Source organism: Sphingobacteriales bacterium, assembly GCA_016706405.1.
Taxonomy (GTDB): domain Bacteria; phylum Bacteroidota; class Bacteroidia; order Chitinophagales; family UBA2359; genus BJ6.
In genome coordinates this window covers 1,233,634-1,250,555 of sequence record JADJJT010000002.1, presented here as the reverse complement: position 1 = coordinate 1,250,555, position 16,922 = coordinate 1,233,634, and the positions used below count along the sequence as shown (strand labels likewise).

Below are 16,922 nucleotides of genomic sequence, written 5' to 3'. Positions count from 1 at the left end.
TACCATTCCGCCCCATGGCGTAATCTCTTTGTTGGTAAAGGATAGATCGAATTTCAAACGTCTTTTTTCTCTAACGCTATGTATTAGAAATTTAGCAACAAAATTAATGCTTTTTTCTATTGCGGAATCCGGGTTAAAAATGTCCATTACTCCTAAAATATTCAATGTGATTAAATTATTAGCATCAAGCAATAATATCAAAATTGAAACTCGTCAAGAGAAAAAAAGCAAGTATATCGCATTATCGGCCTCCCATAACGGTGGCAAATGATTTGTTTTGCAATTTGCTTTCAACCCAAACTACAAAATCAAAATAAGCTAAGGCTTTGCTTTCAAAATGGTGGGTTTGCAATTCGAGTAGCTGTTTGTGTAAGTCGTGCAGCAAGCCTTGAAAATTAAGCTCGGTGTTTGCGTGTACCACTTGCCGTAAAAATTGCACCACCAAACTTTCGAACTGGTAGCGGCGTTGCCTTTGCACCAAATATTTATAGGTTTGTTGCACACATTTTTTAAGTATTTGGGGGGTGCCCAACTCGTAGGCTGCCAATAACGACAATATCCTCGAAAAGCAATAAATATCGTCTCGAACAACGTGCGGGGGCATGGCTAAAATCCGGACTAAAAAGCGATATGCTTCAGCAAAACGCTCGCAACCAAAGCACAAATGAAACCCATAAAAACAAAGCATAGTTTGCCCCATTGCATCTATTTTGTTATACCAGCGCTGCAAACCTTCCTCTAACTGGGCAATTAGGTATTCGCCCTCAAAAAAGCGGCCGGTGCTAATACATCCGGTAATTTGGTGGTAATAATACGCTTCAAAAAGTTTTATTTGTAGTGGTTCGTTGTGTTTTAACGATTCGTTTGTTAGCATCAGGGCTAATTCTTGCAAATAAGTTTGCCGCTCGGCAGCCTTTTCGGGGGCGGTGGTCATATTTAGCAAATTATTAACCGATTGTACGTACAAAAATTGGTTGTCGTTGCGCAAATCGGGGCGCGACTCGATGGTTTGCACTAATTTTTGGCTATATTGATAACAATTTTTAAAATCGCGGGCGATAAAAAAATAGGTGGCATAAATTCGATAGAACGAAATGAGCGCAGCGTGCGAAAGGGCTTGTTTTTCGTCTTTAAGCAATGGCGAGTTAAACACGCCGGCCAGTTGGTCAACGTCCGAGGGGTTTCGCATCATGCCTTTATCATTATAAAAAGCATATAATTTAGCTTGTAACAGCCAATATTCGTTTTTATTTACCAACTGTTCTAAGGTTTGGCACTCGGCATCATAAATAGCACGCAGAATTTGGGTTGGGTATTGTTGATAGGCCAACAAGTCGATAATTTGTTTGTGTAGTTCGACAATTTGCGGCAAAAGGGCAGTTTTTTCTCGTTCAAGGGCGGCTTTTTTGGCTTTGTTAACCCATTTTAATGACTGCTGGTATAAGCCTTTTTCGAGCAAAAACCGGGCTTGCCCTAACCAGTCGGCAATTTGCGTTTCGAGCGAGCGCGAAGCATGGCAAGCGTTCATACTTTTAAGTATCAACTCGTACAAATATGTTTTTGCCACCGACAATCTTTTGGCAAATTTTTGTGTTTTGAAGCGTTGTAACAAAGCCGTCTCGTTGTAAATAGGCTGTTGGTTTATGGCATCAAAAAGTTTAACATAGTTATTTTCGTTGCCAATAACATGGCGCGAAGAGTAAATTTTAAAAAACCGTTTTTCCGATTTTGTTAAGCTTTTAATGAGGTCAAACAGTGGCTCTGATTTCTGCATACTACAACAACATATACACACAGCCAAATAACGGTATATATAGGTTTTAAAGGGCTGTAAGGTTTAAATAACAAGCACGCAAAGATACAAATTATTTTTAGACTACTGCGTTTATTTTTTAAAAGTTGTAGGCGGTGTCGCTAAACTTATATAAATACAAACCCGTAGGTAATTGGCAGGGTATTGCCTGCTGGTTTTGGATTGTATTGTAGGTGCTAACTATTTGCCCTATACTGTTGTAGCGTTTGTTTTTGTATTGCTTCATAATTTTTAAAATTTAAAATGAAAAATTATATCAGTCATTTGCAAAATTAACGCATTTTTTTATATTTGCAAGGGGGGGTAAAAAAATGTCTTGAACCATGATTTTTAGGATTATAGGATTAACAAGATTTAGTTCAGTTTTACCCACCGCCGCCCACCAACAAAATTTTACCCATGATGACAGGTTTTTTTTCTTCTTCCGGATTGTTTGGCGTGAAATGGTAATAATAGATGCCTTGGGCTAAATTATTGGGCAAATTGTAAGCATTATATCCGGATGGAATAGCGACAACCGACCAAACCAACTGCCCCAGAGTATTGTACAAAGCCAACTGCCCTGCTTGGGGCGCGTGTATATTAACCGAACCACCCGCCGCAACTATGTTTGGAAACAAAGCCCACCCATCCGGCGGCTTGTAGCGCGTAGCCCCTTTTACGGGTTGGTAGCCAAAGGTGTCTTGGGGATTGGTGGTGGTATCTTGGGGGGTACATTTTTTTACAGTTAGCAATAGGGTATCGCTTAACACAAGGCTATTACATTTTTTATTAGTGGCATAAACCACATAATAGGTGTTTTCTGTGGGACAAACCGTAACCCCCGATACGTTTTGATTGTTGCTATACCCTTCGGGAATACTGATCCATGTAATGGTGTATAAACTTTTATCGAAACTATTTGAGGGAACCCATATTATTGTGCAACTGTCTTTGCAAATAGTGGTGTTCTCTGCTTGTAAATCAATAGCGGGATTGGTATCTATATAAATGGGTGATAAATTATCAAGCATTACTGCTGACGTTATGTTGGGGTCTACCTCACCTGCCTCAAATAGCATATAGGGGTAGTGTTGGTTGGGTATAAAGGTAATAGTATCTTTATGCCACATACTGCTTTCTAAACTAGAACCCGATTTTGTGCCCGCCCAAAGCAGTTGGTCTTTAGCGCAGGGCTGCATACCCCCCCATAAAAATAAATTGCCATTAAGCACATTCGACGATTTTCCGGTAAAAGCGCGGTACGCATCTACATAAAAAGTATGTTGACAGTGGGCAACTAAGGGGCAACTAAGTTTTTGCATAAAACTTTCGTTTCCCCAGTCAGGAAAATGAGCAATTTGTATATAACAAAGTCCATCTGTTGGCTTAATTAATGCAAAATCATAATATCCACCTAAATCGGGGGTTGGCATACAAACATCCCAACCTAATGCTATTGTATCTTCCCATATATCATTTCTTGGAACACCCTCAAATGATGGGTTTATAAAATGTATAGTGGCTTGCCAAGCCAATAATAAAAATAATTTCATAAAAATAATAGTTTGTACAAGTGCTGATTCTTATTTGCTTGCTGTAAACAACAAGCAAATAAGAATAGCACTAAATGTTTATTGTAAAATTATTTTTCCGGTTTCAACTGTATTAGTAGCAGTATGTACGCTATACCAATATAGACCATTGGGCAAATGGCCTGGTATTGGTAGCTCATTTGAATTTGCTATTGGGGTTTGCCAAACCAATTTATCCGCCATATTAAACAAACGCAGTTCGGTTGCTGCAAGCTGTTGCGCCAGATATAAAGTGCCATTATTTGCCCATAGTTTGAGGGGTGGTTCGTGACTATTATATTCTTGCTTACCACTTTCGCCGTCTTCTGTTTCTATAACGCAGTTAGCTGCGTTGTCAATGGTTAAATTATAGCGCATTATATTAGCCCCCCCACATATGTAAAAGTAAATAATGTGTTGGTTAATTTACCAACTAACGCCTGGCTGTATTGAAACAGCTTTTTGTCTTTGTTAGGCATAATTCTAAAAATTTAAAATGAACAACTATATGAGCCAAGGGCAAATTTAACGTATTTATTATTTAGTTGCAAAAAAGTTGAGATAAAAAAGCGTCTTGAACTATGAAATTTCGGCAAGCTCAATTCAGCGATTTCGGCAGGCTCAATTCATCGTTTTTAGGATTAAATAATTAGCTTGATTTTTATCCGCTATTACTTCATCATTTTTTCCGGATAAAAAAAAACAACGCAAGCAGTTTTTGCCAGTTTTTGTCCATTATTAAACCTGCTTTGCGTTTAAATGCTAAATTCCACACTATTTACCTTATTTTTGCGTTTTATCTTTAAAAGAAAATTCCGAAAACCACAGCATTTCTATTTTGTTTTATTTTTCTATGTTGTTTAACCAAATTAACTCTAATATCCGGAAACCATTGCCGGCTTTAGTTTTGTTCTTATTTTTATTGGCAGGGTGGCAGCCCGTTTCAGCTCAAAAGGTCAATCTTTTTCCTACCAATGCCGATGAGTTTTACGCCAATTTAACCGAGCGTGCCGAAAAAACCACCCGCAACGACACGCGCGAAGCCGTAACAACTTTTGTTGCCTCGTGCAAAGCGGGCACTATCAAAAGCACACAATTACAAGATATTATTGCCACGCTTAATGCAATGGAAAATATTGGGCTGCGCATCCACCCCAACCACACCTCGTATTTAACGGTAATTAATAATTTAATTGCCAAAGGATGGGTAAGCACCCAATTTAACACATGGAACGATATTATTAAAAAAATGGCCGAGAAATCGGTGCGCGGTAAAACCAAAGCTTTAGATGAATTTATGGAGTTTTCGGAGCGTTTTTTTGCCAAACGCAGTTTTTACGATGCCGGCGGCAAACGCTGGGCTTTTCAGGCCGATGCTTATACTTTTGCCCTAAAAAATGATACGCCCAGCGTAAGTTTCAACAAAGTATTGCTAATAGGTGCCACCTTTAACAAAGATTCAATAATGATTGCCGACACTAAAGGCAGCTATTGGCCGCTTAGCAATATTTGGCGCGGCGAGGGCGGACGTGTTACCTGGGAGCGCAACGGCATACCCGCGGCAACAGCTTATGCCACCTTAGACAAATATGTAATTGAAGCCAAACAAAGTGGTTACAAAGCCGAAAACGTAACATTAACTTACAGCAAATATTTTAACACACCTATTAAAGGCACCCTTACCGACCAAATTGCAACCAAAGTAAGCGGTGTTTACGATAATCCACAGTTTACATCAACCGATTTAAACCATAATATTACCGGTTTTTCAAACCAAATAAAATATTACGGCGGTTTTGCCCTCGAAGGCCCTAAACTAATTGGCTTTGGAACCGAAGAAAACAAAGGCCGGATGGACTTTTTTGACGACAAAGGAAAATTAATTTTGCGCTCGTACTCAAAACGGTTTGGCGTAAAAGAAGCAAGCGAAATTAACGCCCAACAAACTGCTGTTTCGTTGTATTTTGGTAAAAACGACTCTATTTACCACCCAGGCGTAAACTTGCGCTACGATATAGCCAACAAAGAGCTTCGTTTGGTGCGCGATGCCAAAGCAAGCGCGCAAATTGCCTTCATTTCATCGTATCACCGCCTTGAAGCCAACGTTGATGCTGTTTCGTGGAAAACAACTACACCCGTCATTAATTTTGAAGTTGTATCGCTGCTTAAAGATAATACGGTAATTTTTGAATCATTTAACCTTTACGAGCCTAAACGACTGTACAAATACACCGCCTACAGCGACCAAGACCCTATTTTGTACCTTAAAGGTTATGTTGAAGGTGGGCAAACCCAAATACCAATTCAAGATTTTGCCGGCGCCTTTAATGCACGCTACGACAAACAGGCTGTGCTAAGTACCGTTTTTGATATGGTTGCCGATGGATTTGTTTTTTATAATCCGGAAACAGAAATGATTACCCTGCGCGAAAAAACCAAATTATATATTGAAGCAAGGCGCAAAAAAACAGATTTCGACCGGATCCTCATTAAATCGGAAACCAAACAAGACAACGCCCAACTTGACCTTACCACCCAAGAGCTAATAGTAACCGGCGTTAAACAAGTAACCCTTAGCGACTCGCAAAAAGTTATTATGCAGCCCGCAAAAGGGTTTGTACGGGTTAGTCAAAATCGAAATATGGATATTGACGGCACTATTTTAGCCGGAAATGTGGACTTTGTAGGCAAAAATATGCACTTCGACTACGATAAATTTAATATTAACATGGATACAGTAAATCAAATGTTAATGTACATTAAAGACCCCGAAGGCAAACAACCCACCATTGACGGCAATGTATCGCAAGTAAAAACACCCATTCGCGACATTTCCGGAACCCTTAGTATTGACCGACCCGACAATAAATCGGGGCGCGAGATGTTAAAAGATTACCCAAGTTTTACCAGCCGAGGCAACTCGTATATTTATTACGACGATAAAAACCTGTATAACGGCGCATACAAACGCGACCAGTTTTATTTTAAACTAAAACCATTCACCTTTAACGATTTAGATGAATTAACACCCGATTTAATGAGTTTTCCGGGAACAATGAAAACCGCCGGCATTTTTCCGGATTTTGACCAAATCTCATCCCTCCGAAAAGATTTCACCTTAGGGTTTGAGCGCGAAACCGAAGCCAATGCAATGCCAATTTACGCTAAAGGCAAATATTCGGGCAATATACAAATGAGCGGCGCCGGATTGCGCGGTACGGGCGAAATAAGTTATATGACCAGCAAGTTTACCTCGCAGCAATACGAGTTTTTACCCGACTCAACCTTAGCCAACTGCGATTTGTTCGAAATGAAAAAACAAACCACCCGACCCGAATTTCCGAGCGGCTACAATGCCAAAGTGCGCATGAAATGGCTGCCCAAAGCCGACGGGATGCACATAATAATGAAAGACACCCCTTTTACACTGTACGACGAAAAAATTGGGTTTAAAGGCGAATTGCTTATTAGCGAAAATGGTTTAAAAGCCAACGGCATATTAAACTTCCGCGAGGCCGCCCTGCGAAGCAACGAGTTTGTTTGTTTGGCCAACTCGTTTAAAGCCGATACCAGCGACGTAGTTATTAAAAACAAAGATATTGCCAAAGTAGCCTTCAACTCGTACAACGTGCGCTCGAAAGTTGATATGGAAAAATATACGGGCGAATTTACCGCAAACGGCGACAATATACCCATTACCCTGCCTTTTAACGATTACAAAACCACCGCCAAAGAGTATATTTGGTTAATGAACGAAAACATAATTAACCTGCGTATGCCCGACGACCCCAATCAGGCTGTTTTTGAATCGACCCACCCCGACCAGGCCGGCCTTAAATACCAAGCATCAGGGGCAGTTGTTGATATTGCCAACAATACCATTAAAGTGGACGGTGTACCTTATATTGTAGTAGGCGACGCCAAAATTCGCCCCGATAATACCCAGGTAAACATTAAGCCCGGAGCCGTTATTGAAACCCTAAAAAACGCCCTAATGGTAACCGATAAAATAAACGAATACCACTCGTTAGAAGACTGTACCTTAGACATTAAAAGCGCTTACGTTTTTAAAGGCAACGGCACCTACCAGTTTAAAGTAAAAGGTTTAAAAAAGCAAAAAATTGTTTTTGACGAGATTACCTCGCTGAAAGACGAAGAAAAAAAGGGCGATATCTATTACACTTTTGCCGAAGCTAAAATTCCGGAAGAACGAAGTTTTAAACTAAGCAGCCGGATTGATTATAAAGGCAAAGTAAATTTAGACTCGCGCAAACAGTATCTTATTTTTGACGGTTTAGCCAAACTCGACCTTGTTTCGAAAGATTATATCGACTCGAAATGGTTTAAACTTAAAGACGACATTAACCCCGACAATGTGCAAATTGATGTAACAGCACCCATAGGCGAACGCAACGACACTTTAACTTTTGGTATATCGCAAGATATGGATGCGTTGGAACTTTACCCCACCTTTTTGTTTAATAAACGTACCCCCTTAGACGTAAACGTATTTAACACCAACGGCGAATTACAATTTGACCCCGCAACCAATACCTATAAAGTAGGCACCAAAGAGCGTGTATTGGGCGTTAATGACTACGGAGAACTGTACACCCTGCGCGATGACAAAAGCAGCCTTAGCACAGAAGGAGCTATGAATTTAGGCAAATATGGCTTAGTTGATTTTAAAGTATCCGGAAAAATTGACAACGACCTTAAAGCTAAAACCTTCGATTTTAAAAACATAACGATGGCTATTGATTTTATGTTCGATAAAAAATTAATAGCCAATATGGCAAGTGTGTTGCGAACCTCATCAGCCGATAATCCGGAAATTAAATACACCGATGAAAGTATCAAATCGGTTATTCAATTAGTCCCAAAAGATAAAATGGATGACGTTAAACGGATGTTAAACCAAATGGGTTATGTTTCTGAGCGATACAAAGGCTTAGATAAAACATTATTGCTAACCAACGTAACAATGGTTTGGGATACCTCGACCCGAACCATTCGCAGCGTGGGGCAAATAGGTGTGGCTTATATTGGCGACCAATATATTAACCGGATGGTGGACGGCTATATAGAAATTGGCATTAGGCGTAGCGGCGACTATTTTGACCTGTACTTTGAAACCAAACCTCAAGAGGGCGGTGGCCGGCAATGGTATTATTTTACCTATACAAAAGGCCAAATGCGCGTAATTAGCGCCGACCCAACATTTAACCAAGGTATTTCGGACGCTAAAGAAAAAGACCGCACCTTAGAAGATAAAAAAACAGGACTAATTTACCAATACAAACTGGCACCCATGCTTAAACGCAACCAATTTGTTGGCCGCATGAAAGGCTCGGTCGAAGATGTTCCCGAACCCAAACCCGCTAATATTAAGCCCAAACCCGAAATGCCCACTCCCGACCCAACGCAACCCGCCGATACCACCAACGCCAGCCAACCAACCTCCACCCCTACCCCACCCGACCCCAGCAATACCACAACCGACCCCAGCACCGGTGGCGACACGACCCCTCCTGCAACCCCACCCACCGAAGAACCCAAAAAAGAGCTGACCCCCGAACAAGAAGCTGAACAAGACTTGCAACGGAACAAAGTATTAGAAAAAATTAAAGAGTTTGAAGAAAAAGAAGGCAAAAAGAAAAATAAAAAGAAAAAAAAGAAAAAAGATGGAATTGATTTTGGTACCGGCGACGAATAAAGCCTATATACAGCCCGCATCATCCGGATAGTTAAGGCTAAGTAAAAACCTTAAAAGTGTTAGTACTAACGCTTTTAAGGTTTTTTAATTCGAGGCATAGGTTTAATTTCAAATCAAAAAATTAATGTTTAACACGGTCGTAAAGCATTACTTTATTTAAGTTCCGTCTAAACCAAACCTTAGTAAAATTGTTTGTTTAGATTAATCATATTTGGTTAAAATAAAATCTAACCCAACTTACTGCTTTAATTTATAAAATGCGCTCATTTCACTTTATATTACTATTTATTAGCCTAATTACCGTCGCACCATTTGCCACCATAGCCCAAACCGCCAACACCAAAGTAACCCTTAGCGGTTATGTGCGCGATGTTACCAATGGCGAAACCTTAGTTGGTGCTAATGTTTACAACGCTGCAAACCGGCAACAGGGGGCAGCAACCAATGTTTACGGTTTTTACTCCATAACAATTCCAACTGGCCAATACACTTTTGAATGTTCGTACATTGGTTATTTAACCCAACAAATTACCTTAAACCTTACCGCCGACCAAACTTTAAATATTGATTTACCCAGCACCAGCATCATGAAAAACGAGGTGGTGGTTACCTCAAAACGCGCCGACGAAAATGTACAAAGCACCGACATGGGCAAACAAGAGCTTAGTATCGAAAAAATTAAATCTCTGCCTGCCTTATTAGGCGAGGTGGACGTGGTGCGCACCCTGCAATTGCTGCCGGGCGTAAGCTCATCGGGCGATTTAAACGCAGGTTTTTACGTGCGCGGGGGCGGCCCCGACCAAAATTTAGTGCTTTTAGACGAAGCCGTTGTTTACAATACCGGCCATTTATTGGGCTTTTTTTCGGTGTTTAACCCCGATGCCATAAAAAATACAACCCTCCACAAAGGAAGTATGCCCGCCGAGTATGGAGGCCGGTTGTCATCGGTGGTGGACGTTACCATGAAAGAGGGCAACAATAAAAAATACCAGTTCGATGGCGGCGTTGGCACCCTTTCATCGCGGCTTACGGTGCAAGGCCCTATACAAAAAGAAAAAAGTTCGTTTTTAGTTACGGGCAGGCGCACTTATGTTGATTTATTGGCTAAACCATTTATTAAAAATACCGAATTTGCCGGAACAGGCTACTATTTTTACGACCTTAATGCAAAGGTAAATTATCGTTTTTCGGACAAAGACCGCTTGTATTTATCCGGATATTTTGGCCGAGATGTTTTTAATTATAGCTCTACTGACGGCTTTAGTTTCCGGATGCCTTGGGGCAACACTACAACTACTTTGCGCTGGAATCACACCTTAAACAAAAAAACATTTATCAACACTTCGGCAATTTACAACGACTATTATTTTGGGGCAAACTCATCTTTTGACGAGTTTAACTCTGAATTTCATACTAATATTAGAGATTGGAATGCAAAAATTGACCTTGACCATTTTCCGAGTGTGCTGCATAAAATAAAATCCGGAATTAACTATACCTGGCACAGATTCACGCCTTACTCGGTTAATGCCACTGTTGGAGAAACTGTTTTTCAAACCGATTCGCTTAATAAACAATATGCCCACGAAATAGCTGCTTATGCCCAAGATGATTGGGCAATTTCAGAAAAATTTAAAATTGCATACGGCGTTCGCACAACATTTTACCAACAAGTTGGCCCTTACAGGCGCATTGAATTTGGCAACCAAAACACCATAATAGACACTTTAAACTATAAAAAAGGCGAACCAATTGTTAAGTACTGGGGTTTTGAACCCCGCGTTTCAATGCGTGTTGGCTTAGGTAAAAACAATTCCATAAAAGCCAGTTGGGTACTTACCAACCAATTTATTCATTTGGTGTCAAATAGCGGTTCAACATTGCCCACCGACCTTTGGGTGCCCAGTACAAAACGCATAAAACCACAGCGCGGCTCGCAATATGCGTTGGGGTATTTTCATAATTTTAACGACAATACTTACGAGTTATCGACTGAGTTGTATTACCGCGATTTAAAAAATCAAATTGAATACTCAGATAGTTATGTGCCAAGTTTAGGGCGCGAGTTAGAAGATGAATTTGTGTTTGGGCGCGGTAGGGCTTACGGCGTTGAAGTGTTTTTTAAAAATGCCAAAGGGCGCTTTAACGGGTGGTTAGGCTATACTTTTTCGCGCACCGAGCGGCAATTTGCCAGCCTAAACCAAAACGAATGGTTTCCTACGCGCTACGACCGCACCCATGACGTAGAATTAGTAGCAAGTTTTGAGGCATCGAAAAAATGGACTATATCGGCCACCTGGGTTTACAATACAGGGCAAGCCCTAACTTTGCCAAATGGCTTTTTTATTTTTGACGGATGGCTTCATACCAGCTACGATATGCCCCGAAACAGCTACAGGCTAAAACCTTACCACCGCTTAGATATAGCTGCAGTTTTGATTTTGACCGACAAACCCAAATTTTATAACGACCTGACTTTTTCTATTTATAATGTTTATAGCCGGATGAACCCGTTTTTTGTTTACGCCTCGCCCGAGTTTCCTAAAAACGAAAATGGAGGCGGCAACAGCAACGGAGGTTTAATTACCCAACCCATTAATATTAAACTAAAACAAGTATCTTTGTTCCCGATATTACCCGCCATAACTTGGAATTTTAGATTTTAACACCTAATAAATTGACAGATTTAGTATAAATAGAAAAAAATATCCGGATAAAAAAAACTCCGGATAAGCGATTAATCAATTTATCAAGAAGTAAGTCAAGTCAGAAAGTAAACATACAACTAAACAATAAATAGTTATAAAAATGCAAATAAAGTTTTGCGGTGCCGCCCGCGAAGTAACCGGAAGCAGTCATTTATTAATCTTAGATAATGGCTATACTATTTTGCTTGACTGTGGCTTGTACCAAGGCCAAGACGAAGATTTGCAAAACTTAAACCGAAGTTGGCATTTTAAGCCCTACGAAATAGACTGTGTTGTTTTATCGCACGCCCATATTGACCATTGTGGACGGCTGCCCATGTTGGTCCGCGATGGGTTTAAAGGCAATATTTATTGTACCCATGCCACCCGCGACCTTTGCGCTATTTTACTTTTAGATAGCGCCAAAATACAAGAGCGCGACACCGAATACAGCAAAAGACACAAAAAACAAAGCGGCGGCGAAACTACAGACGATGAACCACTTTATACCGAGCAAGATGTGCGCCGCGCTATGCAGCAATTTATAACCTTGCCCTACGAGCGCCCGTTTAATATTTGTAGCGAGGTAAAAGTAATGTTCCGCGATAATGGCCACATTTTAGGCAGTGCCAGCGTTACCTTAAAAATTGAACAAGAAGGCAAACCCGCCACAACCTTTGGTTTTACCGGAGATATTGGCCGCCCCAACAGACCAATTTTGCGCGACCCCATTCCCATGCCACATTGCGATTATCTAATTTGCGAATCGACTTATGGCGACAGATTGCATAAATCGAACCCCGATGAACGCGATGCTTTGCTTAAAATTATTAAAGATACTTGCTTAAAAAATCACGGTAAATTGTTAATTCCGGCATTTAGCGTAGGCCGGACCCAAGAATTAATATATGCCTTAGACAGATTAGAGCACGAACACAAATTGCCGCGTGTGCCCGTTTATGTAGATAGCCCCTTATCTACAAGTGCTACACAAATTTACCTGTCGCACCCCGATTGCTTTGATGCCGATATTATGCGCTACATGCTAACCGACCCCAACCCATTTGGCTTTCAAAACCTGCGCTATATACGGCGCGTTGAAGAATCAAAAACACTAAACTACCAAAACGAAGCCAGTATTATTATTAGCGCATCGGGCATGGCCAATGCGGGGCGTATAAAACACCACTTGCGCAACAACCTCGAAAAAACCAGTACAACAGTTTTAATGGTTGGTTACTGTGCGCCCGGCACCTTAGGCCGCCGCCTCAGAGACGGAGAACCCGAAGTGCGTATTTTTGGCGAAACAATTAATGTTAATGCTACCATAGAAATTTTAGAATCGTTTAGTGCGCACGGCGACCAAAAAGAAATGCTCGATTTTATTGAAAATCAAGACCGCGACCGCCTACAGCAAATATTTTTAGTACATGGCGAGTACGAATCCCAAAAACTTTTAAAACAAAAATAGAGCAGCAAGGCTTTAAAAACGTGCAAATTCCCCAAAACGGAGAAACATTTGAAATTAACGGGTAATACGGCATCAGCCGTTAATAATTTTGAGTTGCCAACTATTAACTGTAATTTTGCGACTTTATATTACATTGTATTGCATTATTTTTTATGGAAATTGTTTTAAGTGGGTCGAGGCCAACGGGATATGTACATTTAGGTAATTATTTAGGCGCTATCCGGAATTATGTGCGGATGCAAGACAATTATAAAGCTTATTTTTTTGTTGCCGACTATCATTCGCTTACCACCCACCTCGACACCTCCGAACTTCAAAAAAACACAAAACTATTATTAGCCAATTATATAGGCTGCGGTTTAGACCCTAACCGGTGTACTATTTACATACAAAGCCAAGTTCCCGAAATTAGTGAACTATTTTGTATTTTCAATAATTTAGCATACAAAGGCGAGTTAGAAAAAGTACCTACTTTTAAAGATAAGGTTCGAGACCAGGAAAGCAAAAATAAAACTATTAGTGCCGGATTATTGACTTATCCCGTTTTAATGTCAGTAGATATTTTGATTCACCGCGCACATAAGGTTCCGGTGGGCAAAGACCAGGAATCGCATTTAGAAATTACCCGCAATTTAGCGCAGCGTTTTAACTATTACACCAATTCGCAGTTTTTCCCCGAGCCACAAGGCTTTAATTTTGGCGAAGACCTATTGCGTGTTCCCAGCTTAGACAATACCGGAAAAATGTCGAAATCGGCAGCGAACCCAAATAGCGCTATTTTTATGACCGATGACAGCGAGTTAATCCGGAAAAAAGTGATGCGAGCCGTTACCGACTCAGGGCCTACTCAACCCAACCAAACCAAACCCGATGCCATAGGCAATCTTTTCGATTTAATGAAGCTTGTTTCGAGTCAAAATACTTATGACCATTTTGAAACAACCTGGAACAACTGCACCATTCGGTATGGCGACCTAAAAAAACAATTGGCCGAAGACATGGCCGCGTTTATTTCACCGTTTCGCGAGAAAATTTTAGACCTCGAACAAAATGTGCCCTATTTGCAGAAAGTAATAAACGAGGGTGCCGAAAAAGCCCGCCATAGCGCCAGCGAAACATTACAGGGAGCTAAAAAATTACTTCGCTTTAACTATTTTACTTAGCCTGTTTAAGCCTTGCATTGATTAGTGTTTATAAATAGTTTTGTAAAAATAATTTTTACCGACGAAATAGCAAAAATTGTAGGATTTCAGGACGGTGAAGTAGCTATTGTATTACTCGATGGCGAAGAAATACCCGTTTTTATAGAACATCTGCAAGCAGTTCCGGATGATTTTGTACCTCCCGAAATTGAGAACAACAATAAAAAACAAATCTCCGGAAAAACTACACCAACAAATCCACCTGCCCATCAATTATCGCCGCCGCCAAAAACTGTCGAACCAGCCAAACAAAACCCCGACAATCAAACTAATTTACCCACCAAGCCAAACTTGGGCAAAAAAAACCCATTAGCCCCTTACCACCCCGAAAAAGACAACGGCTTAACCTTGGCATACGTCGCTACCTATGATGCGAACGGCGAAATAGTACATTTTACGCCTTATTTAATAAACAATAGCGGTTACACGCTACAAATTACCGCCGAATTTGTTTGCCCCCACGATGCCTACACACGCCGCTTTACTTTAACTACAAATAACGCCCAAAATTTGCCCAATCTGCTGTTTGGTCATTTAAATTACGCCCCACGCTATAAATTTTTATGTCATTTGACCCATTTGCTTGAAGGCATACGACCCAATTTTGAATTGTTGCAGTCGCCAAAAGTTAAAATGATTAATCGCCCTGCCAACACGCTAAACATTATTAATTTGCCCGGATGGTTATTTGTACTTTGCAATAAACTGCCCGCCTCGAAAAGTGCAATTATGGCAAACGAAACACCAGTTTCTACAGAAAACTTAACAAACGATGTTTTGCAGCCTAAGCAAAAGACACAGCCCGATTATAAGCCCAAAGTTAAATTGCACCACGAGTTGCGCATTATTGACCTTCATATCGAAAACTTAGTAGAAGGCAAAATTGCCCATTTAAAAAATCACGAAAAACTCAAAATTCAATTAGATGTATTTGACCGCGAAATTGCTGCCGCTATCCAACACCGCGAAAAAACAATGGTGGTAATTCATGGCTTGGGCAAAGGCCGGCTTAGAGATGAAATACTTAGTCGCCTAAGATTTTATCCACAAGTGTGCGATTTTAATAATGATTATGATGCGAAATATGGATTTGGCGCTACTAAAATATTTTTTGATTACAAGTAATTTCAAGTAGCGGTAAATTTAGGCACCGATATTAATACTACCCAAGCAGTTATATTGAAAAATAAAATATTAGTTGCTACTAAGATTAGTTGGCTCTTGCGAAGTTTGTTCTTCCTTAATTTGTTGGCGCTTAACTATTTGCCGGTTGCGCCACCACCAAATACCCAATGCCATTGCAAGTAAATAAGGTGCCGCCAACAAGTATAAAATACCCCTGTTTATACCTCGCCCGGCCGAGCCGCCAGCACTCATATTCGACTCTAAAGTGCTTTTGCACATAGGACATTGCGCCATTACATCAAAACATAGCAGTAAAAAAAGTAAAGAAAAGATTAATAGTATTACATATTTTTTCATAATCCATCTGTTTTATTTTATTACTCTAAACAAAACGAAGTTTAATAATACGGAGAAATTAGCAAATAAACAATTACGCCTGTAATAGATACATATAGCCATAACGGCATGGTGTAACGTGCAATTTTTCGGTGCGCCTGAAAGTTTCCCGAAAATGCCCTTAGAAAGGTAAACAAAATAAGAGGCAAAATAATAGCTGCCAATACAATATGGGTAAGAAGTATAAAATAATATATATATTTTATTGCCCCTTCTTCGCCAAATTTAGTACTTTCGGTAAAAGTATGATAAGTAATATACGACACAAAAAAAACAGCCGACAAAATTAAGGCCGTTATATTACATATCTTGTGGAATTTTACTTTTTTATTCCGGATAAAATACCAGCTTGATAACAACAGCAAACTTACCGTGCCATTCAAAACAGCATGAAACTTAGGTAAAATCTTCCAATTAAATGAAGTATTAACCTCGGGCGGAGCAAGGTAAAACAAGGCAACCACTAAAACTGGTACAAGAACCGAAATTAAAACAATAATTTTTGCCCAAACTTGCTCGCGCGAAAAAAATTCAGAAGACATATTTGTAGTTTATTCAATACAATTAAACGCACCCAAATAAAGGGGTTACTCGGTTGCGGGAGGGGTGTTTAGTCGCTGAAACAAATCATTTAAACGAATTGCCTCATCTAATGAGTCGTCTAAGAAAAACTCTAACACCGGCATCCGGCGCAATTTATTATGAATTTTCTGGGTTAAATGCCGTTTAATCAAATGGCTCCCGTCATTTATTTGCTCGAGTACCTGATTTTTGTCAGACACATTATAAATACTCACATAAATACGTGCAGTCAATAAATCGGGGGTTACGTATATTTTAGTGATGGTTACAAATGCAGTTTTATACACTTCCCGTCCATGCCTTAGAAACACATCTGCAAGGGATTCTTCCAATAAATGGGCAACCTGTCGTTGTTTGATACTTTCCATAAAATTATA

The 16,922-nt window shown here is 40.1% G+C and carries 11 protein-coding genes and 1 pseudogene; 5 read left to right on the top strand and 7 right to left on the bottom strand.

Annotation, left to right across the window (positions count from 1 at the left end; genetic code table 11):
• Positions 1–241 precede the first annotated feature (241 nt).
• The 4 genes from IPI59_11240 to IPI59_11225 form a co-directional block, all read right to left on the bottom strand.
• Positions 242–1,774, bottom strand: a complete 1,533-nt coding sequence (locus tag IPI59_11240) for a hypothetical protein (GenBank protein MBK7528105.1) — start codon at positions 1,772–1,774, stop codon at positions 242–244.
• Positions 1,775–1,892: 118 nt separating this feature from the next.
• Entirely contained in the window at positions 1,893–2,039 is a 147-nt protein-coding gene (locus tag IPI59_11235) for a hypothetical protein (protein MBK7528104.1), read from the bottom strand.
• A 139-nt stretch (positions 2,040–2,178) separates the two neighbouring features.
• Positions 2,179–3,348 carry a T9SS type A sorting domain-containing protein gene (locus IPI59_11230; GenBank protein ID MBK7528103.1) on the bottom strand — a complete coding sequence of 390 codons (1,170 nt, stop codon included), beginning with the start codon at positions 3,346–3,348 and terminating at the stop codon, positions 2,179–2,181.
• Positions 3,349–3,426: 78 nt separating this feature from the next.
• Positions 3,427–3,744: a T9SS type A sorting domain-containing protein gene (locus IPI59_11225; protein ID MBK7528102.1), complete on the bottom strand. Its 318-nt coding sequence runs from the start codon at positions 3,742–3,744 to the stop codon at positions 3,427–3,429.
• 475 nt (positions 3,745–4,219) lie between these two features.
• Between IPI59_11225 and IPI59_11220 the strand changes: the two genes are divergently transcribed.
• The 5 genes and pseudogenes from IPI59_11220 to IPI59_11200 all read left to right on the top strand — a co-directional run bounded on the left by IPI59_11220 (position 4,220) and on the right by IPI59_11200 (position 15,567).
• Entirely contained in the window at positions 4,220–9,082 is a 4,863-nt protein-coding gene (locus IPI59_11220) for a hypothetical protein (protein MBK7528101.1), read from the top strand.
• Between the two features lie 257 nt (positions 9,083–9,339).
• A complete protein-coding gene (locus tag IPI59_11215; protein ID MBK7528100.1) occupies positions 9,340–11,748 on the top strand; it encodes a TonB-dependent receptor in 2,409 nt (802 codons plus the stop codon).
• A gap of 142 nt (positions 11,749–11,890) precedes the next feature.
• Positions 11,891–13,305, top strand: a pseudogene (locus IPI59_11210) (MBL fold metallo-hydrolase).
• An 87-nt stretch (positions 13,306–13,392) separates the two neighbouring features.
• On the top strand, positions 13,393–14,403 hold the full coding sequence (gene trpS / locus IPI59_11205) for a tryptophan--tRNA ligase (GenBank protein ID MBK7528099.1): 1,011 nt from the start codon (positions 13,393–13,395) through the stop codon (positions 14,401–14,403).
• Positions 14,404–14,427: 24 nt separating this feature from the next.
• Positions 14,428–15,567, top strand: a complete 1,140-nt coding sequence (locus IPI59_11200) for a hypothetical protein (protein MBK7528098.1) — start codon at positions 14,428–14,430, stop codon at positions 15,565–15,567.
• 69 nt (positions 15,568–15,636) lie between these two features.
• Here IPI59_11200 and IPI59_11195 read toward each other — a convergent pair whose 3' ends face one another.
• From IPI59_11195 to rbfA, 3 genes are read right to left on the bottom strand one after another with little or no spacing between them, the layout of a single operon-like run.
• Positions 15,637–15,924 carry a hypothetical protein gene (locus IPI59_11195; GenBank protein ID MBK7528097.1) on the bottom strand — a complete coding sequence of 96 codons (288 nt, stop codon included), beginning with the start codon at positions 15,922–15,924 and terminating at the stop codon, positions 15,637–15,639.
• A 41-nt stretch (positions 15,925–15,965) separates the two neighbouring features.
• The gene (locus IPI59_11190; protein MBK7528096.1) at positions 15,966–16,505 is read right to left on the bottom strand and encodes a DUF420 domain-containing protein; all 540 of its coding nucleotides are present in this window, start codon (positions 16,503–16,505) and stop codon (positions 15,966–15,968) included.
• Between the two features lie 45 nt (positions 16,506–16,550).
• Positions 16,551–16,913 carry a 30S ribosome-binding factor RbfA gene (gene rbfA, locus IPI59_11185; protein ID MBK7528095.1) on the bottom strand — a complete coding sequence of 121 codons (363 nt, stop codon included), beginning with the start codon at positions 16,911–16,913 and terminating at the stop codon, positions 16,551–16,553.
• Positions 16,914–16,922 lie beyond the last annotated feature (9 nt).